This is a genomic window from Modestobacter sp. VKM Ac-2986, assembly GCF_026967795.1.
In the GTDB taxonomy this organism is placed as follows: domain Bacteria; phylum Actinomycetota; class Actinomycetes; order Mycobacteriales; family Geodermatophilaceae; genus Modestobacter.
Map to the genome: position 1 here is coordinate 654929 of NZ_JAPVBH010000002.1, position 21497 is coordinate 676425.

At 75.8% G+C, this 21497-nt stretch carries 19 protein-coding genes; 11 read left to right on the top strand and 8 right to left on the bottom strand.

Annotation, left to right across the window (positions count from 1 at the left end; all coding sequences use genetic code 11):
- The first annotated feature begins 11 nt into the window (after positions 1-11).
- On the top strand, positions 12-554 hold the full coding sequence (locus O2W14_RS07375; RefSeq protein ID WP_269175418.1) for a gluconokinase: 543 nt from the start codon (positions 12-14) through the stop codon (positions 552-554).
- Between the two features lie 43 nt (positions 555-597).
- Here O2W14_RS07375 and pruA read toward each other — a convergent pair whose 3' ends face one another.
- Both pruA and O2W14_RS07385 read right to left on the bottom strand, forming a co-directional pair.
- A complete protein-coding gene (gene pruA / locus O2W14_RS07380) occupies positions 598-2223 on the bottom strand; it encodes an L-glutamate gamma-semialdehyde dehydrogenase (protein WP_269175419.1) in 1626 nt (541 codons plus the stop codon).
- Positions 2224-2276: 53 nt separating this feature from the next.
- Positions 2277-3212, bottom strand: a complete 936-nt coding sequence (locus tag O2W14_RS07385) for a proline dehydrogenase family protein (protein WP_269175420.1) — start codon at positions 3210-3212, stop codon at positions 2277-2279.
- Between the two features lie 104 nt (positions 3213-3316).
- Between O2W14_RS07385 and O2W14_RS07390 the strand changes: the two genes are divergently transcribed.
- Genes O2W14_RS07390 through O2W14_RS07400 form a run of 3 tightly spaced genes read left to right on the top strand, consistent with a single transcriptional unit; the run spans position 3317 to position 7548 of the window.
- The gene (locus O2W14_RS07390) at positions 3317-4465 is read left to right on the top strand and encodes a PucR family transcriptional regulator (RefSeq protein WP_269175421.1); all 1149 of its coding nucleotides are present in this window, start codon (positions 3317-3319) and stop codon (positions 4463-4465) included.
- A gap of 18 nt (positions 4466-4483) precedes the next feature.
- The gene (locus O2W14_RS07395; RefSeq protein ID WP_269175422.1) at positions 4484-5209 is read left to right on the top strand and encodes a biliverdin-producing heme oxygenase; all 726 of its coding nucleotides are present in this window, start codon (positions 4484-4486) and stop codon (positions 5207-5209) included.
- The gene (locus O2W14_RS07400) at positions 5206-7548 is read left to right on the top strand and encodes a SpoIIE family protein phosphatase (RefSeq protein WP_269175423.1); all 2343 of its coding nucleotides are present in this window, start codon (positions 5206-5208) and stop codon (positions 7546-7548) included. The genes O2W14_RS07395 and O2W14_RS07400 overlap by 4 nt, the downstream gene beginning before the upstream one ends.
- A 38-nt stretch (positions 7549-7586) precedes the next feature.
- Here the strand turns inward: O2W14_RS07400 and O2W14_RS07405 are convergent, their stop codons facing one another.
- From O2W14_RS07405 to O2W14_RS07420, 4 genes are all read right to left on the bottom strand, one after another.
- The gene (locus O2W14_RS07405) at positions 7587-7886 is read right to left on the bottom strand and encodes a hypothetical protein (protein ID WP_269175424.1); all 300 of its coding nucleotides are present in this window, start codon (positions 7884-7886) and stop codon (positions 7587-7589) included.
- The gene (locus tag O2W14_RS07410; RefSeq protein WP_269175425.1) at positions 7883-8956 is read right to left on the bottom strand and encodes an FAD-dependent oxidoreductase; all 1074 of its coding nucleotides are present in this window, start codon (positions 8954-8956) and stop codon (positions 7883-7885) included. Before O2W14_RS07410 ends, O2W14_RS07405 begins: the two co-directional genes overlap by 4 nt.
- A 135-nt stretch (positions 8957-9091) precedes the next feature.
- On the bottom strand, positions 9092-9856 hold the full coding sequence (locus tag O2W14_RS07415; RefSeq protein WP_269175426.1) for a class I SAM-dependent methyltransferase: 765 nt from the start codon (positions 9854-9856) through the stop codon (positions 9092-9094).
- A complete protein-coding gene (locus tag O2W14_RS07420) occupies positions 9853-10887 on the bottom strand; it encodes a methylenetetrahydrofolate reductase C-terminal domain-containing protein (protein WP_269175427.1) in 1035 nt (344 codons plus the stop codon). Before O2W14_RS07420 ends, O2W14_RS07415 begins: the two co-directional genes overlap by 4 nt.
- A gap of 133 nt (positions 10888-11020) precedes the next feature.
- Here O2W14_RS07420 and O2W14_RS07425 point away from each other — a divergent pair, with 133 nt between their 5' ends.
- On the top strand, positions 11021-12001 hold the full coding sequence (locus O2W14_RS07425) for an ATP-binding protein (protein WP_269175428.1): 981 nt from the start codon (positions 11021-11023) through the stop codon (positions 11999-12001).
- 115 nt (positions 12002-12116) lie between these two features.
- Here the strand turns inward: O2W14_RS07425 and idi are convergent, their stop codons facing one another.
- The gene (gene idi / locus O2W14_RS07430; RefSeq protein WP_269175429.1) at positions 12117-12662 is read right to left on the bottom strand and encodes an isopentenyl-diphosphate Delta-isomerase; all 546 of its coding nucleotides are present in this window, start codon (positions 12660-12662) and stop codon (positions 12117-12119) included.
- Between the two features lie 155 nt (positions 12663-12817).
- On the opposite strand from idi, the gene O2W14_RS07435 reads away from it, so the two are divergent.
- From O2W14_RS07435 to O2W14_RS07450, 4 genes are read left to right on the top strand one after another with little or no spacing between them, the layout of a single operon-like run.
- Positions 12818-15370 (top strand): EAL domain-containing protein, encoded by a 2553-nt coding sequence (locus O2W14_RS07435; RefSeq protein ID WP_269175430.1) that lies wholly within the window; start codon positions 12818-12820, stop codon positions 15368-15370.
- A gap of 35 nt (positions 15371-15405) precedes the next feature.
- Positions 15406-16242: an alpha/beta fold hydrolase gene (locus O2W14_RS07440; protein ID WP_269175431.1), complete on the top strand. Its 837-nt coding sequence runs from the start codon at positions 15406-15408 to the stop codon at positions 16240-16242.
- Between the two features lie 40 nt (positions 16243-16282).
- Complete coding sequence (locus tag O2W14_RS07445; RefSeq protein WP_269175432.1) at positions 16283-17365, top strand: winged helix DNA-binding domain-containing protein; 1083 nt, start codon at positions 16283-16285, stop codon at positions 17363-17365.
- Positions 17366-17395: 30 nt separating this feature from the next.
- A complete protein-coding gene (locus O2W14_RS07450) occupies positions 17396-18487 on the top strand; it encodes an NAD-dependent epimerase/dehydratase family protein (RefSeq protein WP_269175433.1) in 1092 nt (363 codons plus the stop codon).
- Between the two features lie 70 nt (positions 18488-18557).
- Here O2W14_RS07450 and O2W14_RS07455 read toward each other — a convergent pair whose 3' ends face one another.
- Positions 18558-19412 (bottom strand): aldo/keto reductase, encoded by an 855-nt coding sequence (locus tag O2W14_RS07455; protein ID WP_269175434.1) that lies wholly within the window; start codon positions 19410-19412, stop codon positions 18558-18560.
- Positions 19413-19583: 171 nt separating this feature from the next.
- Between O2W14_RS07455 and O2W14_RS07460 the strand changes: the two genes are divergently transcribed.
- Both O2W14_RS07460 and O2W14_RS07465 read left to right on the top strand, forming a co-directional pair.
- Positions 19584-20849 carry an MFS transporter gene (locus O2W14_RS07460; RefSeq protein ID WP_269175435.1) on the top strand — a complete coding sequence of 422 codons (1266 nt, stop codon included), beginning with the start codon at positions 19584-19586 and terminating at the stop codon, positions 20847-20849.
- Positions 20842-21435 carry a histidine phosphatase family protein gene (locus O2W14_RS07465; protein WP_269175436.1) on the top strand — a complete coding sequence of 198 codons (594 nt, stop codon included), beginning with the start codon at positions 20842-20844 and terminating at the stop codon, positions 21433-21435. The genes O2W14_RS07460 and O2W14_RS07465 overlap by 8 nt, the downstream gene beginning before the upstream one ends.
- Positions 21436-21497 lie beyond the last annotated feature (62 nt).

Here is a 21497-nt window from a genome sequence, read left to right on the forward strand (position 1 = left end):
ACGGTTCCCCCATGACCTCTCCCGTCAGCATCCCGGCGACCACCACGATCGTCGTCATGGGGGTGTCCGGTGCCGGCAAGACCAGCGCCGCCCAGGAGATCACCCGGCAGCTGGGCTGGGAGTTCATCGAGGGCGACGACCTCCACCCGGAGGCCAACGTGGCGAAGATGGCCGCCGGCACCCCGCTGGACGACGACGACCGCTGGCCGTGGCTGCGCCGGGTCGCCGAGGTGATCGGCGAGCACGAGGCCGCCGGCCACTCGCTGGTGATCACCTGCTCGGCGCTCAAGCGCAGCTACCGCGACCTGCTGCGCGAGGGCAACCCGTCGGTGTGGTTCGCCCACGTCGACGTCCCCCGCGAGGTGCTGGCCGCACGGCTGGCCGCCCGCCGCGGGCACTTCATGCCGCCGTCCCTGCTGGACAGCCAGCTCGCGACGCTCGAGCGGCTCGGCGAGGACGAGCCCGGCGACGTCATCGCCGGGGACGCCCCGCTCGACCAGACCGTCGCCCAGGTGCTCGCCGACCTCCGCGAGGAGCGCACCCTGCAGAGCTGAGCGGAGTGGGATCGCGCCGGTGACCGGCGCGATCCTCCTCCACTCACTGCATGTGCGGGTAGCGGTGGTCGGTGGCGGGGACGAACGTCTCCTTGATCGACCGGGCGCTGGTCCAGCGCAGCAGGTTCTGCGCGGCGCCGGCCTTGTCGTTGGTGCCCGAGGCGCGGCCCCCGCCGAAGGGCTGCTGACCGACGACGGCGCCGGTGGGCTTGTCGTTGACGTAGAAGTTGCCGGCGGCGTGCCGCAGGAAGCGCTGCGCGTGGGCGATGGCGACCCGGTCCTGGGCGATGACCGAGCCGGTGAGCGCGTAGGGGGCCACCGACTCCATCTGCCGCAGCACGGTGTCGTAGTCGGCGTCGTCGTAGACGTGCACGGCCAGCACTGGGCCGAAGTACTCGGTGCTGAACACCTCGTGCCCGGGGTCGGTCCCCTCGATGACGGTGGGCCGGACGAAGAAGCCCTCGCTGTCGTCGGCCGTTCCGCCGGCGACCACGGTGAGTGCGTCGTCGGCGTGCGCGGCCTCCAGCACCTTCGACAGCTTGGTGAACGAGCGGCGGTCGATGACGGCGCCCATGAAGTGGGACAGGTCGGTGACGTCGCCCATCGGGATGGCCTCGACCGTGCCGACCAGGTCGTCCCTGATCCGCGCCCACAGGCTCCGCGGCACGTAGGCGCGGGAGGCCGCCGAGCACTTCTGGCCCTGGTACTCGAAGGCGCCGCGGATCATCGCCGTGCGCAGCACGTCGGGGTCGGCCGAGGGGTGGGCGACGATGAAGTCCTTGCCGCCGGTCTCGCCGACCACGCGCGGGTAGCCGCGGTAGGAGGCGATGTTCTCCCCCACCGTGCGCCACAGGTGCTGGAACACCCGGGTCGAGCCGGTGAAGTGGATGCCGGCCAGGTCGCGGTCGGCCAGCACGACGTCGGAGACCGGGATGCCGTCGCCGGGCAGCATGTTGATCACGCCGGCCGGGAGCCCGGCGGCCTCGAGCAGCCGCATGGTCAGGTGTGCGCCCAGCTGCTGGGTGGGCGAGGGCTTCCAGACGACGGTGTTGCCCATCAGCGCCGGGGCGGTGGGCAGGTTGCCGGCGATGGCGGTGAAGTTGAACGGCGTGACCGCGTAGACGAAGCCCTCGAGCGGGCGGTGGTCGACCCGGTTCCAGACGCCGGGGCCCGAGACCGGCTGCTGGGCGAGGACCTCGCGGGCGAAGTGCACGTTCCAGCGCCAGAAGTCGATGAGCTCGCAGGCGGCGTCGATCTCGGCCTGGTAGGCGGTCTTGGACTGCCCGAGCATCGTGGCGGCGTTGAGCGTCTGCCGCCAGGGCCCGGCCAGCAGGTCGGCGGCCTTGAGGAAGACGGCGGCCCGGTCGTCGAAGGACAGCTCCGACCAGCCCGGTGCGGCCGCCTTCGCCGCGGCCACCGCGGCCTGCGCGTCGGCGGTGGTGGAGTGCGCCGACGTCCCGAGCACCTGGGCGTGCCGGTGCGGGGCGACGACGTCGAAGGACTCCCCGCCCGGCATCCGCTGCGCACCGCCGATGGTGGCGGTCAGCTCGTGCGGGGTGGCGGCCAGTTCGGTGAGCCGCTGCTGCAGCTCGGCCCGCTCGGCCGAGCCGGGCGCGTAGTCCTTGACGGTCTCGTTGCGCGGCGCGGGGACCTGGGTGACGGCGTCCATGGGGTGCTCCTCAGCTGGAGGAGGGCGGAAGTGGCCACTTCCGCCCGGAGGGGTCAGGAACGGGTGGCGAGGGAGCGGAGGAAGAACTGCAGGTTGGCGGGGCGCTCGGCCAGCCGGCGCATGAAGTAGCCGTACCAGTCGGCGCCGTAGGGAACGTAGGCCCGCACGGTGTGCCCGGCGCGGGCCAGGCGGACCTGCTCCTCGGGGCGGATGCCGTAGAGCAGCTGGAACTCGTAGCTGTCGCTCGTGCGGCCGGTCTCGGCGACCAGCGCCAGCAGCCGGGCGATCAGCGCCGGGTCGTGGGTGCCGGCCATCGGGTACCCGCCGCCGCGGACCAGCGTCTCCAGGCAGCGGGCGTAGGCGGCGTCGACGGCGGCCTTGTCCTGGTGGGCCACGGTGGCCGGCTCCTGGTAGGCGCCCTTGACCAGCCGCACCCGCGACCCGGGGACGGCGAGGGTGCGGACGTCGTCCTCGGTGCGGTGCAGCATCGCCTGCAGGACCGCGCCCGTGCCGGGGTGCTCGCGGCGCAGCTCGGCGACGATCGCCAGCGTGGAGTCGACGGTCGAGGAGCCCTCCATGTCCACGGTCACGGTGGTGCCCAGCGCGGTGGCGGCCTCCACGACCGGGCGCACCAACTGCAGCGCCACGTCGTCGCCGCCGACCGGCAGCGCCTGCCCGAAGGCCGACAGCTTCACCGACACCTCGGCGGCGCGGCCCAGGCCCAGCGGGGCGAGCCCGTCGAGCGCGGCCAGGTAGGCGTCCCGGCTGCGGGTGGCCTCGGCGCGGTCGGTGACGTCCTCGCCGAGGTGGTCCAGGGTGACGCCGATCCCGTCGGCGGCCAGCGCCCGGACGGCGGTCAGCGCGGCGGGCAGGGTCTCCCCGGCGACGAACCGGTCGACCACCCGGCGGCTGACCGGCGTGCCGGTGACCGCGCGGCGCAGGCCGGGACGGCGGGAGGCGGAGAGCAGGGCCTTCTGCAGGACGGGCACGGGACAGACGCTAGGGACGGCGGGCCCCCGCGCACCACCGACAGATGTCCGGACTCGTGACCCGCGCCTCGTACGATCGTCTGATCGGCGGCGGGAGGGGCATCGTGCGCGACGACCTGCAGGAGCTGGTGGACGACGTCTCCCGCGTGCTCGGGGCGCCGGCGACGCTGGAGGACCGCGACTTCACACTGCTGGCGTTCTGCGCGCACGACGACGACCGCACGACCACGATGGACGTCGTCCGCACCCGGTCCATCCTCGGCCGCAGCTCCACGCCCGCGGTGCGCGCCTGGTTCGAGGGCCACGGCATCGCCGGTGCCACCGCCCCGGTGCGGGTGCCGGCCGACCCGGCTGCGGGGGTCCTGACCCGGCTGTGCCTGCCGGTGCGGGCCGACGGCGAGCTGCACGGGTACCTGTGGCTGCTCGACGAGGGCCGCACCGACCTGACCGACCCGGCGGCCCCCGGGCTCGCGGCGGCGATGGCCGTGGCCGCGGCGGCCGGCCGGCTGCTGGCCGCGGGGCGCCCGGGCACCGAGGACCTGTCGACGGCCCTGCGCGAGGTCCTCACCGGTCCCGCGCCCCGCGCCGCCCGGGCACTGGGCGCCGCCCTGGGCACCGACGCCCCGGTCACCCTGGTGGCGCTGCTCGTGCCCGCGCCCGGGCTCCCCGCCGGCTGGGCGCCCCCGGCCGCGGGAGCGGTGCCGGCGGTGCTGGCCGGGGGCGCCGAGGTCGCCGTCCTGCTGCCGCTGCCCGCCGGTGGCGACACCCGCCCGGCCGGTGCACTGGCCGCCGCCGCCCTGACCGGGCTGCCGCCGGGGAGCACCGCCGGGGTCGCGGCCGCGCGCCGGGGTTGTGGGGACCTGTCCGCCCAGTGGCACGAGGCGCGGACGGCGGCCCGGGTCGCGGCCGTCGACCCGGGACTGGCCCCGGCGGCGTCCTGGTCCGAGCTCGGTGCGTGGCGGCAGGTGGCCGCCGTCGGCGACCCGGACCCGGCGCTGGCGCGCCTGCTGGCCGACCCGGTGCTGACCGGGACCGCGGAGGTGTGGCTGGACTGCGCGGGCAGCCCGCAGCGGGCCGCGGCCCGGCTGTGCATCCACCGGCAGACGCTGTACTACCGGCTGGGCCGGATCGAGGAGCTGACCGGACTGGACCTCGCCGAGGGCGCCGACCGGCTGCTGCTGCACCTGGGGGTGCGTGCGGCGCGGCTCACACGCTTCGTTCGCGGGGGCAACGACCTCGGCTACCAACAGTGACCTAAACTCGACAGGCTCATGACTCCAGCACAAGGCGCCTCCCCGTTCCACGGGCCGGATGCGCGGGACGGCGAGGTGCGGGTGGTCGACGAGGACCGCGGGACCGACGTGCTGCGCCGGCTGCGCACCGAGACGGCCGTGGAGCACCAGGCCGTCGAGGACACCCTGGACCTGCTGTCCCCCACGCTCACCCGTGACCGGCTGGCCGACGTCCTGACCGCCATGCACGGCTTCTGGCTGGCGGCCGAGGCCTCGCTGGACGCGTGGGCGCAGGCCGAGCCCGCCGACGCCGCCGGGGTCGACTGGCCCCGCCGCCGCCGCGCCGCGCTGTTCACCGCCGACCTGGCCGCGCTCGGCACGACCGGTCCCCCGCCGCGGCCCGCGCTGTCCGAGGTGCCCGACACCGACGCGGCGCTGGGCCGGATGTACGTGCTGGAGGGCTCCTCGCTGGGCGGGGTGTTCATCGACCGGCACCTGGCCACGCTCCCCCAGCTCACCGACGTCGGCCGGCTGTCGGCCTTCAGCCCCTACGGCGAGGAGACCGGCGCCATGTGGCACGCCTTCCGGACGGTGACCCGCGCGCGGATCGCCGACGGCGGGAATGCCGACCGGCTGGTCGCTGCTGCCCGGGAGACCTTCGGTGCCCTGGCCGCTTGGTGCGGCGCACCGTCGCCCGGCGGGGCACGCTGGACACCGACCCGTTCGACGCACAGCTCCACCCGAGGGAACGAGGTCGTCGCGTGACGGACCAGTTGCAGTCAGGCCCCTGGCTGGCTCCCGGCGAGACGGTCGACCTGACCAACTGCGAGCGCGAACCGATCCACGTCCCCGGCAGCATCCAGCCCCGCGGCGTCCTGCTGGCGGTCAGCGAGCCGGACATGGTCGTGCGCCAGGTGTCCCGCAACCTCGCCGACGTGGTGGGCGTGGCCTGGGACGACGCGCTGGGCCGCCCGCTGGGCGAGGTGGTGGGCGTCGGCCCGGCCGACGCGATCGCCCGCTCGGCCAGCGCCTTCGGCGACCTGCGCGAGCGCAACCCGGTCGAGCTGATCCTCGACTGCGACGGCACGCCCTGCCCGGTCGACGCGATCCTGCACCGGGTCGCGCACGTGGGGGTGCACCCCGACCTGCCGAGCGCGAGCACCCTGGTCGTGGAGCTCGAGCCGGCCTTCGGGCCCCGCCCGTTCTCCTTCCCCAACACCTACCAGGCGGTGCGCGGCACGATCACAGAGCTCAACCGCGCCAGCTCGCTGCAGGAGCTCTACGACATCACCGCCCAGGCGGTGCGCACCCTCACCGGCTTCGACCGGGTGATGGTCTACCGCTACGACGCCGACTACAACGGCGAGGTCGTCGCCGAGGCCAAGCTGCCGGAGCTCAACTCCTTCCTCGGCCTGCACTACCCGGCCTCGGACATCCCGGCCCAGGCCCGGGCGCTGTACGAGAAGAACTGGGTCCGGCTGATCAACGACGTGACCTACACGCCGTCCCCGCTGGAGCCGGTCGACCTGCCCGCGACGGGTGCGCCGCTGGACCTCACCTACTCAACGCTGCGCAGCGTCTCGCCGATCCACTGCGAGTACCTGCAGAACATGGGCGTGGCGGCGTCGATGTCGATCTCGCTGCTGCGCGACGACAAGCTCTGGGGCCTCATCGCCTGCCACCACTACACCGGCCCGCACGCCCCGCCCTACGCCACCCGCGCCGCCGCGGAGTTCCTGGGCTCGACGCTGTCGCTGCGCCTGGTCGACCGCACCGAGGACGAGGAGCACCGGCGCGCGCTGCGGGTCCGCTCCACCATGGCCTGGCTGACCGCGGCCGCGCTGGACGAGGACCGCCCGCTGGCCGAGACGATGCTCGGGCGGCCCGGCCTGCTCGACGTCGTCCCGGCCGACTCGGTCTTGGTGAACCTGCAGGGCTCCACCGGTGGCGCGGGCGTCCCGCTCCCGCCCGAGGTCACCGCCGCGATCGCCGCCTGGGTCGCCGACCAGGACGGCGACGTGGTGAGCACCGACCGGCTGCCGCTGGTCGCCCCGCAGCTGGAGGTGCCCGGCGACCTGGGGTGCGGCGTGCTCGCCCTGCCGCTGGCAGAGGGGCAGTACGTCATCTGGACCCGCGCCGAGCAGGTCCACTCGGTCGACTGGGGCGGCGACCCGCACAACAAGGCGATCGCCGAGCGCGAGGGCGACCGGGTGCGGCTCTCCCCGCGCAAGTCCTTCGACCGGTGGCGGGAGACCGTGCGCAACCGCGCCGAGGCCTGGACGCCGGCCGAGCTGGCCGAGGCCGGCGAGCTCCGCGCCAACCTGCTCGAGGCGCTGTACGCCCGCTCCCGGCGGGTGGCGCGCACCGCGATCACCCTGCAGCGCAGCCTGCTGTCCGAGCCCCCGGACCCCGACCACCTGGACTTCGCCGTCCGCTACGTCCCGGCCTCGCGCGACTCGCAGGTCGGCGGCGACTGGTACGACGTGTTCCAGCAACCCGACGGGGCCACCGTGCTGGTGATCGGCGACGTCGTCGGTCACGACACCGAGGCGGCGGCCTGCATGGGCCAGCTGCGCGGCCTGCTGCGCGGCATCACCTACGACAGCGCCGACAGCCCCGCCGGTGTGCTGACCCGGCTCGACCGGGCCATCGCCGGGCTGGAGCTGAAGACCATGGCCTCGGTCCTGGTGGCCCGGCTGGAGCAGACCCCGGCCGAGGTCGCCCAGGGCGTCACCCGGCTGCGCTGGTCCAACGCCGGGCACCTGCCGCCGGTGGTGGTGGACGCCGACGGGCAGATCGAGGTGCTCGACGCCGCCCGACCGGACCTGCTGCTCGGCGTCGAGCCCAGCGCCCCGCGGCGGGACCACGTGCTCACGGTCTCCCGCGGGGCGACGGTGGTGCTCTACACCGACGGGCTGGTCGAGCGTCGCGACCAGCTGTTCGACACCGGGGTCGACCAGCTGCGCGAGGAGCTGCGCACGCTGTGGCGGTCCCCGGTCGCCGAGGTCGCCGACCAGCTGCTGGCCCGGATGGTGCCCGACCGCGCCGAGGACGACGTCGCCCTGGTCGCCGTCCGGCTCAACCACCAGCTGCCCGGGATCTGACGCAGGGCCCCACCGCGAGTGGGCGGGCCCCGTCCTCCTCAGCGGTCGGTGAACTCCGCGTCCAGCCCGTCGGCGTTGCCGCCGGCGACGTCCTCGCCCAGCGGCAGCGGGGCGTCGTCGGCCGCGGCGGCGGCGACCTCCGGGGAGTCCTCGACGGCCGGCTCCGCCTCGCCCTTGCCCGGCTTCTGCAGCGCCTTGAGCAGCTTGCGCTCCTCCTTGGCCAGCGGGCGGCTGTCGGGGTGGCCTGGCTCGCCCTCGTCGTTGCCGGTGGCCATCGCGGTGTCGGGCAGGGTGCTGTCGGGCAGGGTGCTGTCGGGGGTGTCGCGCTGCTCGGTCATGTCCCTGTCCTACCGAGCGGGGCGGTCGGCGAACCCTCGGCCAGCGTGCGCACCAGCTCCCGTACGGCACTGCGGCCGGCCCGGTTCGCCCCGATCGTGCTGGCCGAGGGCCCGTAACCGACCAGGTGCAGCCGCGGTTCGGCCACCACCCGGGTCCCGTCCATGACGACGCCGCCGCCCGCGCTGCGCAGGTGCAGCGGGGCCAGGTGGTCCAGCGCCGCCCGGAAGCCGGTCGCCCACAGGACCACGTCGGCGGGGACGGACCGGGGCGGGGAGTCCCAGGCCACGCCGTCGGCGATGAGCCGGTCGAACACCGGCTGCCGGTCCAGCACGCCCCGGGCCCGGGCGGCGAGCACGGCCTCGGTCTCCAGCAGCCCGGTCACCCCGACCACGCTGACCGGCGGCAACCCGGCCCGCACCCGCTCGTCGACGAGGGCGACCGCGGCCCGGCCGGCGTCCTCGTCGAAGGGCCCGGTGCGCCACACCGGCTCCCGTCGGGTGACCCAGGTCGTGGCCGCGGCGACCTCGCTGATCTCGATCAGCTGCTGCACCGCGGAGGTGCCCCCACCGACCACGACCACCCGCTGCCCGGCGAACTCCGCCGCACCGCGGTAGTCGGCGGCGTGCAGCTGGCGGCCGGTGAACAGCTCACGTCCGGGGTAGGCAGGCCAGAAGGGCCGGGTCCAGGTGCCGGTGGCGTTGACCAGCCCGCGCGCCGTCCACTCCCCCGCGCTCGTGTCCAGCACGAACCCCTCGTCCGTACGGTGCACCGCACGGACGGCGACCGGGCGGTGCACCGGCAGCTCGAAGCGCCGCTCGTACTCGGCGAAGTACGCGCTGACCACCTCGCTGGCCGGTGCGGCCGGGTCGGCGTCGGGCAGGTCCATCCCGGGCAGCGGGGCGATCCGGTGCGCCTTGTCCAACCGCAGCGAGGGCCAGCGGTGCTGCCACGCCCCACCGGGGCCGGCGTCGGCGTCGAGCACCACGAAGTCGGCGCCCCGCCGGCGCAGCTCGTACGCCGCCGACAGCCCGGCCTGACCCGCCCCGATGACCACCACGTCGCTGTGCACGCCCCCGGCAACACCACCGGCGCCCCGCTCATGCCGCAGACGGTGATCAGGTCACCTGATCAGACTCTGTCCTCCCTCAGCAGCGCTGGTGAGGTCGGACAGACGGTGCTGAGGTGACCTGATCACCGTCTGGGCTCAGGAGCGGACGGCGGACAGCAGCCGCGGCCGCAGAGCACCCGAGCCCAGCAGCGCGCCGACCCGGCCGGACTGCTCCTGCGCCTCCGCCCACCGCGGGTCGTCGCCGTGCCGGCGTTGCACCTCGGCCTCCACGGCGTCGGCGCGCTCGCGCCACTGCGCCGAGCTGTCGGACAGGTCGGCCTCGGCCCGGCCGGTGACGGTGAACCCGGCGTCGGCCAGCAGCGCGTCGACCTCGGCGGTGGAGGGGAAGCTGTTGCCCTCGGGCAGCGGCGGGGGCAGGGGGGAGTCGGCGGCGAACACCAGCAGGCCCAGCCGGCCGCCGGGCACGAGCACCCGGTGCAGCTCGGCGAGCAGCGCGGGCTTCTCCTCGGTGGTGCACAGCACGCCCAGGCACCAGGCGGCGTCGAAGGCGCCGTCGGCCAGCGGCAGCGACTGCGACAGCGCCACCACCGAGGGCAGTCCGAACAACGTGGCGCTGGCGCGCACGGCCTCGGCCATCGGCTCGACGCACACCGGACGGACGCCGCGCTCGGCGGCCAGCCAGCCCGCCGGGCCGCCGACGCCCGCGCCGGAGTCCAGCACCCGGGCGCCGTCTCGGAGGTCGAGGGCGTCGGCCAGCCAGCGCAGCGCGCCCTCGCTGCCGCTCCCCCGGCACCCGGCCGGGACGGCGTGCTCCGGGCCGAGCGCCCGCACCGCCTCGGCGGTCCAGCCGGCGACCGTGCCGAACTCGGTCTCCATGGCCTCGCTGGCGATCTCGCTCATGCGCCCTCCCGGACCCTCGTGGCCACCTCGGCCTTGATCGCCGCGGCCGTCTCCTCGCCCCGCGCCGAGGCGAGCCCGGACAGGTTCACCCCCACGACCCCGGGGACGGCGAGCAGCGCCCGCGCCTCGGCCACCGCCGCCACGATGCCCGCTGCGACCGGATCGGGCGCGTCGAGCACCCGCTGCACCGCGGCGTCGTCCAGGTGCAGCCCGGGGAAGCGCTGCAGCACCCGCGCCGAACGCTCGTCGGTGTAGACCGCGACCGCGGCGATGAACGGCAGCGTGGCACCGGCGGCCCGCGCGGCCGCGGTGAACGCGGCCAGCCGGGCTGCGGACGCGACGTGGTTGAGCACGACCAGCTGGGCGCCGGCGCGCTCCTTCTCCGCGACCCGCGCCGGGCGCAGCGCCAGCGGGGGCGCGTCCGGGGACTCCGGCACCGCCGTGGTCAGCCCGGCCGCCGCGGCCAGGGCGGCCAGCCGGGTGCCGTCGAGGTCGAACACCGAGGTGACGCCGGGGCGCGTCCCGGGACCCCGGGCGTCCCCGGTCACGCACAGGACGCCGTCGACGCCCACCTCGGCCAGCCCGGCCAGTTCCTGCTCCAGCACCAGCCGGTTGCGGTCGCGGCAGGCCAGCGTCGTCCAGGGGCGCCCCCCGGCGGCGAGCACGTCGGCGGCCATCAGCGTGGGCGGCAGGTCGGGGCGGCCCTGGTGCTCACCGATCAGCAGTCCGTCGCTGACCGGGGCCAGCGCCCCGACCACCGCACGCACGCAGGAGCGGTCGAAGGGCCGGACGGTGAGGTCGGAGAGGACGACGGGACCGCGGCGCGACCGGACCAGCAGGCCGTCGGCGGCCGGCGCCGGACGGGGCGGTGCCGGGTCGGTCCACCGCGGCAGCGGCTGGTCGAGGAACACGCACCGGTGCGTGGCGGCCTCGCAGCCACCGTCCTCGCGCACCCCGCCGCAGGGGCCGAACACCATCCGCTTCGGGCACCCGGCGCGGACCCCGTCCGGGACCTGCTCCAGCACGGTCACCCGTGGACGCTGTCCGCCCGGGCACCGGGCGAAACGCCGAGGGGTGTGACGTGTGCGCGTCATGTGTCCCGGACGTGCGGAGCGGGCAGTGGACGGAGAACGTCCAGCAGCGGCGGAGAGAGGCGGTGGTCCCGTGACGCACAGCATCGAGGAGCACCAGGGCTACCGGCACGTGGGACACGTGCTCGGGGTCGATCTGGACATGACGACGGTGGTGGGCCCGGTCCTGCGCCGTGCGGTGGCCGACGGCGAGCCCGTGGTGGTGGCCTGCCCCGAGGCGGTCGCGGCTGCCGTGCTGGCCACGCTGGAGGGCGTCGGTGACGTGTACGTCGCCCCGACCGACCCGCTGGACGACCGCCCGCCGGCGGCGCTCGCCGCGATCGCCGAGCTGGTCGACGCCCGCGCCCCCGGTGAGGGGCGTCGGCTGCACCTGGTGACCGGCCCCGGCGGCCCGCACACCGACCCGGCCGTGTGGATGCAGACCGAGGCGCTGCTCAACCACGTGCTGGCCGAGCGCCCGGTCGACCACATCTGCCTGCTCGGCCCCCTGGGCGCCGGCCCGGCCGCCGGCACCGGTCCCGTCGTGGACGTCGACGCCGTCGTGCACGCCACCCACCCGTGGCTGCTCACCGAGGTCGGCACGGTGCGCAACCCCGCCTACCGGCCGCCGGCCGAGCTGCTGCGGGAGGTGCAGCGGGCCTCGGTGCCCGACCCGCTGGAGGAGACCGAGCCGACCCTGTCGGTGGTCGACATGGAGGACATGCGCGCCCTGCGCCGGGCGCTGACCCGGGTGCTCGCCGACAGCTCCCTGTCCGCGGACGCCGCCCAGGACTTCGTGCTGGCCATCGACGAGGTGACCGCCAACGCCTCCGAGCACGGCATCCCGCCGGTCGACGTGCGGCTGTGGTGCACCCCGGAGCGGCTGCTGTGCGCGGTCACCGACCGCGGCGCGGCCTTCGACGACCCGCTGGTGGGCTACGGCCCGGCGCACGGCGACATGGCCGTGGGCGGGATGGGCCTGTGGCTGGCCCGCCGGTCGGTCGACAGCCTCACCGCCGCCCCCGCCGACGACTCCGGCGACGGCTGCACCGTCCGCCTCGTCGTGCACGCCTGAGGGAGGAACGCGCTGCCCTGCGGCCTCGCCGCAGGGCCCGCGCCGAGCCGGCGAGGACTGCAGCGGGGTCCGTCCGGATCAGGGCCGGACGGACGGGCCGTGGGCCGACCGGCTGCTAGGCCGGCAGGAGCCCGTTGGCCTCGATGAGCCGGGCCTGCTCGCGGCACCACGGTGACCAGGCCTCGTACTCCTGGGTCTCCTGGCGGTCGCGGAAGGCCGCCCACCCCAGCAGCTCCCACTCGCCCACCTCGGTCGGGTCGGGGCGGGGCGTGCCGGTGAAGCGGCCGACGTAGACCGGGCAGATCTCGTTCTCCACCACACCGCGGAACTCCGCGCGGTAGCGGTAGGACGGCAGCGCCGGGCGCAGGTCGGCGACACCGAGGCCGAGCTCGTACCCCGCACGGCGGGCGATCGCGTCGACGTCGGGCTCGTCCGGGCCGGGGTGGCCGCAGACGGTGTTGGTCCACATCCCCGGGAAGGTCGCCTTCGACTCGGCCCGCCGGGTGACCAGCAGCCGGCCGTCGTCGGCGAAGAGGTAGGCGGAGAAGGCCCGGTGCAGCGGGGTCTCCCCGGTGTGCACCAGGGGCTTGGGCATCGTGCCGATCGCCGTCCCGTGGTCATCGACCAACACGATCAGCTCTGTCGTCGGAGGGGCCACCACGGGTCCATCCTCCCCCGGCGGTGGATCCGGTTCCGGATGGGTCCCCGGCGGGGGTGCACCTCGGACGGGTGAGCGGCTGTCGTGACGATGTGCAACTTTCGACACACTCGGCGTCGTCACCACGGACGGGGACCACGAGAGGCAGGCACGAACGCATGACCACGACCTCGACGTCCTCCACCACGCGCCCGGCGGGCGTGCTGCAGGTGGCGCTCTCCGCCGACCCGACCGGCCCGGACGCCGGGCGCGGACTCGGCGAGCTGTCCCGCCCGGCCCACCTGGTCCCGGCAACGGCCAGCATGGCCTCGGTCGACGTCCTCTTCCGCCGGGACGCCGCGCTGCGCTGGGTCGTCGTCGACACCCCCGGCGCGCCCCAGCTGGTCAGCCGCTCCTGGTTCGAGCTGGCGATGACCGGACGGCTCGGCTACGGCCGGCTGCTGCTGCAGCGCCGTCCGGTGGCCGACTCCGCGCCCCCGGCCACGCTCCGCTTCGCCGCCGACTGCCCGGTGGCCACGGTGGCCGCCGCCGTCATCGAGCGCCGTTCCGCCGGCGACACCCTGCTCGACGCGGTGCTCGTGACCTGGCCGGACGGCCGGCTCGCGGTCGCACCGGTCACCGCGGTGTTCGAGCAGCTGGCCCAGCGCTACGCCTACCAGGCCCTGCACGACCCGCTGACCGGGCTGCCCAACCGGCTCTTCCTGCTCGAGCGGCTCCGGCAGACCCACGCCGCCGGGACCACCGGCGTGCTGTTCTCCATCGACCTGGACCGCTTCAAGGACACCAACGACCACCTCGGCCACGCCGCCGGCGACGACGTCCTCGTCGAGTTCGCCGGCCGGCTGCGCTCCGTGGCCCGCACCGGCGACCTCGTCGTGCGGCTCGGCGGTGACGAGTTCGCGGTGCTCACCGAGGCACCGCTGAGCGGCGCACAGGCCACCGCGCTGGGCGAGCGGATCGTGCTGACCGCGGCCGCGCCCTACGTCGTGACCGCGCGCACCGGGTCCGGCGGCGAGCACCTGGTCAGCCTCGGCGCCAGCGTGGGCGTCGCCGGCGCGGCCGGTCCCGGTGGGCTCACCCCCGACGCGGTGCTGCACCGGGCCGACCTCGCCGTCCACCGGGCCAAGTCCCTGGGCCGCGGCCGGGTCGCCCACTTCGGCACGGAGCTGGTGGAGGACGCCGAGACCTCCGACACCGTCCGCGCCCAGCACGAGATGGAGCGCCGGCTGCGGCAGGCGATCGAGTCGTGCAGCCTGGAGCTGCACTACCAGCCGGTCGTCAGCCTGCCCTCGGCCCAGGTCACCGGCGTCGAGGCGCTGGCCCGCTGGACCGACCCCGAGCTGGGCCGGGTCGCCCCCGACCGGTTCATCCCGCTCGCCGAGCGCACCGGCCTCGTCGTCGACCTGGGCCGCTGGGTGCTGCAGACCGCGTGCCGGGAGGCCGCGGGCTGGGCTGCCGGGCCCTCAGGGCTGCCGCCGACCGTGGCCGTCAACGTCTCCCCCGTCCAGCTCACCCAGCGCGGCTTCATCGACGACGTCACCGCCGCCCTCACCGACAGCGGCCTGGCCCCCGACCGGCTGTGCCTGGAGATCACCGAGACCGCGGCCATCACCGACCTCGACGCCACCGCGGCCCGCCTCGCTCAGGTCCGCGACCTGGGGGTCCGCCTGGCGCTGGACGACTTCGGCACCGGGCACTCCGCGCTCGCCCTGCTGCGCGCCCTGCCGGTGCACCTGGTCAAGATCGACCGCTCCTTCATCGAGCGGGTCGCCAGCGACACCGCCGACGCCGTGCTGGCCCGGCTGGTCATCGAGGCCGCGCACAGCCTGGGCCGCCGGGTCTGCGCCGAGGGCGTCGAGACCGCCGAGCAGGCCCAGCAGCTGGTCGCGATGGGCTGCGACTCCGCCCAGGGCTGGCTGTTCGGCCGGCCCGAGCCCGCCTCGGCCCGGCTGACCGAGCGGCTCAGCTCCCGTGCGCTGGCCGAGCCGCTCGCCGCCGAGGCCGTGCTCCCGCTGGGCAACGACGAGCTGGTGCTGGTGACCACCCCCGACCGGGTCGTCACCTACGCCTCGGCCAGCAGCCAGGCCGTGCTGGGCCGGCTGCCGCAGGAGATCACCGGCACTGACCTCACCAGCACCTTCTACCTCGACTCCCCGGCCCCGGCCGGGCCGTGGGACGACGGCACCGCCGTGCACCGCGTCCGGCACCGGGACGGCAGCACCCGGTGGCTGGAGAGCACCACCCGGCGGCTGACCGGTGAGGACGGCCGGGTGCGCGAGGTGCTGTCGGTCTCCCGCGACGTCACCGCCACCGTGCAGGCCCGGCGGGCGCTGACCGACAGCGAGCAGATGTTCCGGCACGCCTTCGACGACGCCCCGATCGGCATGCTGCTGGCCCGCACCGACGGCTCGCTGCTGCGGGCCAACCGGGCCTTCGCCGCGCTGCTGGGGACCGACAGCGAGGCGCTGGTGGGCCGGCGGGTGCAGGACCTCACCCCGGCGTACGACCGTGCGGAGCAGGCCACCGCCGTCATGGCCCTGTTCACCGAGGCCGACGGCCGGACCGAGCTGTCCACCAGCCTGCGGCACGCCGACGGCACACAGCTGCCGGTCACCGTGCGGGTCTCGGTGGTGCGCGACGCCGACGGGACCCCGACGTCGGTGTTCGCCCACGTGCTGCCCGAGCCCGCGCGGGTCGCCGTCGCGGTCTGAGCGTGGCCCCGCCCCGCAGCGGGCAGAGAACGGGCATGGACACCTTCTCCCGCGGTGGGCTGGTCTTCGACGTCCGCGACTCCGGGCCCGGCGACGGGGAGCCCGTCGTCCTGCTGCACGGCTTCCCGCAGGACTCCTCGGCCTTCGACCGGATGGCCCCGGCGCTGCACTCGGCCGGGCTGCGCACCCTCGCCCCCGACCAGCGCGGCTACTCCCCCGGCGCCCGGCCGGCCGGGCGCTCCGCCTACCGCCTGCGCGAGTCGGTCGACGACGTGCTGGCCCTGCTGCGGACCGCCGGGCTGGCCAGCGCGCACGTCGTCGGGCACGACTGGGGCGGCATCGTGGGCTGGGCACTGGCGGCCTGGCACCCGTGGCGGGTGCGCACGCTGACCGCGCTGTCGGTGCCGCACCCGGCCGCGATGACCCAGGCGCTGGGGCACAGCGACCAGGCCCTGCGCAGCAGCTACGTCGGCTTCTTCCAGGTGCCCGCCGTCCCCGAGGCGGTGCTGCTGGCCGGCCGGGGCGCGGTGCTGCGGCGGACGCTCCGCCAGGGCGGGCTGCCGCCCGAGCTGGCCGACGGCTACGTCGAGCGGCTGCAGCAGCCGGGCGCGCTGACCGCGGCGCTGAACTGGTACCGGGCGCTCCCGCTGTCCGGCAACACCCCGGTGGGCACCGTGCGGGTACCGACGCTGCACGTGTGGGGCGACGGCGACGCCTTCCTGGGCCGGGCGGCGACCGAGGCGACCGCGCAGTTCGTCGACGCCCCCTACGCCCTGGAGGTGCTCGAGGGCATGAACCACTGGGTCCCCGAGCTGGCCGCCGAGCGCACCGCGGAGCTGGTCACCGCGCACGTCCGCACCCACGGCAGCTGAACAGGTCCCGGCGGGCCGCGCCGCGCCCTACGGTGACCGCGTGCGGCAGGTGACCCGGGCGGACGTGCTGGCGTCCCGTGTGCGCGCCCACCAGCTCGACCGGACGGCGGGCACGCTCGCCGACACGGCGGTGCTGGACCTCGGGGTGCAGGACACCGGCGCGGACGCGGCCCGCTGGGCGCTCGCCGTCCGCGGCCTGGTCGACGTCCCGGCCGGTGACCTGGCCCTGGTCTGGACGCTGCGCGGCGCACCGCACGTGTACCGCCGCGCCGACCTGCCCGGGGTGGCCGCGGCGACCGCCCCGTTCTCCGAGGCCGACGCGGCGAAGCGGGTCTTCGACGGCGCACGGCCGCTGCGGGCCGCCGGCGTCCCGGTGCTGACGGCGCTGGACACCATGGCCGCGGCGATGCGGGAGGTCGTCACCGCACCGACGGTCAAGGGCGAGCTGTCCCGGCAGCTGACGGAACGGATGGACGCCCCGTACCTGCGCCACTGCCGCCCCTGCCACGCGGTGCACGTGTACGAGCAGACGTTCCGGCTGGCCGCGCTGCGCGCCGGGCTGGAGCTGCAGCCGGACACCTCTCCCCCGGTGCTCCAGCCAGTCCCCGGGCTCGTGCCCGCGGCCGAGGTGCCCGCGCACCTGGACGTCGTCCGCGGGTACCTGCGGCTGCACGGCCCGGCCACCCCGCAGCAGGTGGCGGCCTACCTCGACGCCCCGGTGCAGGACGTGCGGGGGCACTGGCCGGACGACGCGGTCGAGGTGCAGGTGGACGGCGAGCGGCGGTGGCTGCTGGCCGCCGACGTCGACGGCCTCGGCGCCGGCCCGGCACGCACGACCCGGCTGCTGGGCCCCTTCGACCCCTACCTGCAGACCCGCGACCGCACCCTGCTGGTGCCCGACGCGGCGCAGGCGTCGGACCTGTGGCGCGTCCTCGGCCGGCCCGGGGCGGTGCTGGTCGACGGGGAGGTCGCCGGCACCTGGCGGCCGCGCAAGGCCGGCCGGCGGCTGACCGTGCAGGTCGACCCGTGGCGCGACGTCCCGGTCGCCGCGCTGGAGGCCGAGGCCGAGCGGCTGGCCGCCGTCCGGGGCACCGAGCTGGCAGGGCTCACCGTCGGCGGTTGAGGGGTGCGCCGATGCGGGTAGCGCCCGGTCATGGCTGAACCCACCGGCTCCTCCCTGCTCCCCGGCCTGACCGTCGCCGTCACCGGCGCCAGCGGCAACGTCGGGACGGCGCTGCTGCGCGCCCTCGCCGACGCCGGTGTCACCGAGGTCCGCGGGCTGGCCCGCCGCCGTCCCCCCGAGACCGCCCCCTACGCCGGGGTGCGCTGGTACACCGCCGACCTCGGGACGCCGGAGAGCGAGCCGGTGCTGGCCGAGTTCCTCGACGGCGTCGACGCGGTCGTCCACTCGGCGTGGGCGCTGGTCCCCGACCGCGACCCGGAGCGGCTGCAGCGGGTGAACGTCGACGGCACCCGGCGGGTGCTGGACGCCGCGGCCGCGGCGGGCGTGCGGCACGTCGTGCACCTGTCCTCGATCGGCACCTACGCCGCCGGCCCGCAGACGCACCCGGTCGGCGAGGACTGGCCGACCACCGGCGTCCCGAGCTCGCAGTACAGCCGGCTCAAGGTCGAGTGCGAGCGGATGCTCCGCGTGTTCGACGCCGCCAACCCGGGGACCACCGTCACCGCGATCCGCCCGACGCTGGTGCTCCAGCCCGACGCCGCGAGCGAGATCGGCCGCTACTTCCTCGGCCCGGTGCTGTTCCCCGCGGCCCGCGCCCTGCCGGCCCCGGTGGCCGGGGTGGCGGCCAAGGTGCTGCCGCTGCCGATCCCGGACCTGTCGATCGGGGTGGTGCACGCCGACGACGTGGCCGACGTGATCGCCCGGGCCCTGGACCGCCGGGCGGGTGGCGCGTTCAACGTGACCGCCCCGCCGAACTTCGACGCCGCCGGCCTGGCCGGGGCGCTGGGGATGAAGCGGGTGGCCGTGCCCGCGGTGGTGCTGCGCACCGGGATGCAGGTGGCGTTCCTGTCCCGGCTGCTGCAGATCGAGCCGGGCTGGCTGGACCTGGGCCTGGGCGTCCCGCCGATGGACACCACCCGCGCCCGCACGGTGCTGGGCTGGCGCGCCAAGCACAGCGGCGGCGACGCGCTGCGCGACTTCGTCGCCGCACTCGGCGCCGGCCACGGCGGCGAGGGCCCGCTGCTGCACCCGGGCACCGGCCCGGAACACACCCCCGCCTGACCAGCCGCCGGGACGACGACGGCCGGGCCCCCGTGCGGGGACCCGGCCGTCGTCGGCTGTCGTGGAGCGCTTACGCCAGCGCGTCCAGCTTGGCCATGTCCTCGGCGGACAGCGTCAGCTGCGCAGCGCCCATGTTCTCGGTCAGGTGGTCGATCGACTTCGTGCCCGGGATGGGCAGGATGACCGGCGACTTCTGCAGCAGCCAGGCCAGTGCCACCTGCGAGGGGGTCGCGTCGAGCTCGCGGGCCACCTCGGCGACCGGGCTGTCGGGCTTGGCCAGGTCACCGGTGGCGATCGGGAACCACGGGATGAACGCGATGCCCTCGGCCTCGGCGTAGGCCAGCACGTCGGCGGACTGCCGGTTCGTCAGGTTGTACAGGTTCTGCACGGAGACGATCTCGGTGATCTCGCGGGCGGCCTTCAGCTCGTCGACGGAGACCTCCGAGACGCCGACGTGGCGGACCTTGCCCTCCTCCTTGAGCTCGGCGAAGGCACCGAGCTGGTCGGCGAGGGGCACCTCGGTGTCGATGCGGTGCAGCTGGATCAGGTCGATCCGGTCGACCTTGAGGTTGCGCAGCGACAGCTCGACCTGCTGCTTGAGGTAGGACGGGCGACCGACCGGGGGCCAGACGCCGGGGCCGGTGCGGGTCAGGCCGGCCTTGGTGCCGATGACCAGGCCGTCCGGGTACGGGAACGCGGCCTCGGCGATGATCTGCTCGCTGACCTGCGGGCCGTAGGAGTCGGCGGTGTCGATGAAGTCGACGCCCTGCTCGATCGCGGCCTTGACCACGGCGAGCGCGCCGGCGCGGTCGGCCGGCTCGCCCCAGACGCCCGGGCCGGTGAGCTGCATGGCGCCGTAGCCGAGGCGGTGGACGGTGAGGTCGCCGCCGAGGTCGAAGGTGAGCGGGGTGGTGGGGGCGGTCATGGGTCCTCCAGGAGCTCGAGTCGGGTGGGACCCGCGGCTGCGGCCTGCGGGGTCCCGTCCCCTACAAGGGCTCCCGGGCGCCCGTCCTTCCCCGCCCCCGGTCATGTGAGGGTCGGCACAGTCGCTGGTGCGCATGCTGGACGCCGGGCCCCGGTGGGGGAAGGTGGTCCGGTGCAACGGACACGGCGGGCCGGGACGACGGCCCTGCCGGTGCTGCTCCTGGCCGGGGTGCTGCTGGTCGCGCTGAACCTCCGCGGGCCGCTGGTCGCGGTCGCCCCGGTGGTCGAGGACCTGCAGCGGGACCTCCGCGTCGGTGCGGGCACCATCGGCCTGCTGACCAGCATCCCGGTGCTGTGCTTCGGCCTGGCCGCCCCGCTGGCCTCGCTGCTGATCGCCCGCAGCGGAGTGCACCGGGCGGTGCTGCTCTCCCTGGCCGGGGTGCTGGCCGGCACGGTGCTGCGGTCGCTGGGCAGCCAGGAGGCCGCGATCGCCGGCACGGTGGTGATCGGGCTGGGCATCACCGTGGGCAACGTCGTCGTCCCGGTGGTCATCGGCCGCGACTTCCCCGGCGCCACCAACATCGTCACCGCCGCGTACACCGCCGCGCTCAACGTCGGGGCGACGACGACGTCCGCGCTCACCGCGCCGCTGGCCGACCTCGTCGGCTGGCAGCTCGCGCTGGCCGCATGGGGCCTGCTGGTGGTGGTCGCCGCGGCCGTCTGGACCACCGCGCTGCGCCGCCAGGTGGCCCGCGCCGCCGCCGCCGAGGCCGCGGGCACCGCCCCTCCCCCGCCACCGGCCGCCGCCCCGGGCCCCCCGGTCTGGCGAAGCCCGGTGGCCTGGGGTCTGACGCTGGCCTTCTCCGGTCAGGCGTTCAGCTACTACGGCACGACGGCCTGGCTGCCCACGCTGCTGGCCGACGAGAACGGCCTGACCAAGGCCCAGGCCGGGGTCAGCTCCTCGCTGTTCCAGGTGCTGGCGGTGGTCGGGGCGTTCTCCGTGCCCGCCCTGGTCGCCTGGTGGAAGCGCCCCGCGCTGGTGCTGCTGGCCGTGACCGCCTTCTGGGCGACGCTGCCGATCGGGCTGCTGGTCGCCCCGGGCCTGTGGCCGCTGTGGTGCAGCCTCGCCGGGGCGGCCCAGGGCGGCGGCATCACCGTCGTCTTCATCGCCATCGTGCGGCGGTCGCCCGACCTGACCCGGAGCCGGCAGCTGTCGGCGATGGTGCAGGGCGGGGGCTACGTCGTGGCGGCCACCGGACCCCTGGTCGTGGGGGCCGTGCACGACGCGACGGGCGGTTGGACCGCACCGCTGCTGGTCATCTGTGGATCAGTGGCCGTGATGGCCGTCGCCGGGACTGCGTCCGCCGGCGGACGGACCGAGGCAGCACGAGACGCGGCGCCGGCACCGGCGCCCGCAGAGGAGGCACGTCGTGGGTGAGATCGTCGTCGTCCGGCACGGGGCGACCGAGTGGAGCACGAGCGGGCAGCACACCGGGCTGACCGACCTGCCGCTGCTCCCCGGCGGTGAGGACGACGCCCGGGCGCTGCGGGCGGAGCTGTCGGACCGGCAGATCACGCACGCCTTCGTCAGCCCGCTGGCCCGGGCCCGGCGCACCGCGGAACTGGCCGGCCTGTTCGACCACGGCATCACCGCCGAGCTGGAGCCCGACCTGGTCGAGGTCGACTACGGGCGGTGGGAGGGCAAGACCACCCCGCAGATCCACGAGGAGCTCGGCCACCCCTGGTCGCTGTGGAGCGACGGCACCGAGCCCGGCGACACCCCCGGCGAGAGCCTGGTCCAGGTCGCCGCGCGGGTCGACCGGGTGCTGGAGCGGGCCCGGCCGCTGCTGGCCGACGGCGACGTCGCGCTGGTCGCCCACGGGCACGTGCTGCGCATCCTCACCGCCCGCTGGCTGGGCTTCGGCCCGGAGAAGGGTGCGATCTTCCCGCTGGCCACCGGCCGCTACGGCGTCCTGGGCCACGAGCACGACTGGCCGGCCCTCATCGGCTGGAACACCGTCTGAGGAGCCCCTCGCCCCCCACCACCCGCACGCTCGCGGCGGGCCCCTGCGAGGGGGCCGGACAG

What these genes read in the sequence shown, in the direction of transcription:
- O2W14_RS07375 (WP_269175418.1), top strand. Translation starts at nt 12, where the DNA reads ATGACCTCTCCCGTCAGCATCCCGGCGACCACCACGATCGTCGTCATG.
- pruA (WP_269175419.1), bottom strand. Translation starts at nt 2,223, where the DNA reads ATGGACGCCGTCACCCAGGTCCCCGCGCCGCGCAACGAGACCGTCAAG.
- O2W14_RS07395 (WP_269175422.1), top strand. Translation starts at nt 4,484, where the DNA reads ATGACTCCAGCACAAGGCGCCTCCCCGTTCCACGGGCCGGATGCGCGG.
- O2W14_RS07405 (WP_269175424.1), bottom strand. Translation starts at nt 7,886, where the DNA reads ATGACCGAGCAGCGCGACACCCCCGACAGCACCCTGCCCGACAGCACC.
- O2W14_RS07415 (WP_269175426.1), bottom strand. Translation starts at nt 9,856, where the DNA reads ATGAGCGAGATCGCCAGCGAGGCCATGGAGACCGAGTTCGGCACGGTC.
- O2W14_RS07435 (WP_269175430.1), top strand. Translation starts at nt 12,818, where the DNA reads ATGACCACGACCTCGACGTCCTCCACCACGCGCCCGGCGGGCGTGCTG.
- O2W14_RS07440 (WP_269175431.1), top strand. Translation starts at nt 15,406, where the DNA reads ATGGACACCTTCTCCCGCGGTGGGCTGGTCTTCGACGTCCGCGACTCC.
- O2W14_RS07450 (WP_269175433.1), top strand. Translation starts at nt 17,396, where the DNA reads ATGGCTGAACCCACCGGCTCCTCCCTGCTCCCCGGCCTGACCGTCGCC.
- O2W14_RS07455 (WP_269175434.1), bottom strand. Translation starts at nt 19,412, where the DNA reads ATGACCGCCCCCACCACCCCGCTCACCTTCGACCTCGGCGGCGACCTC.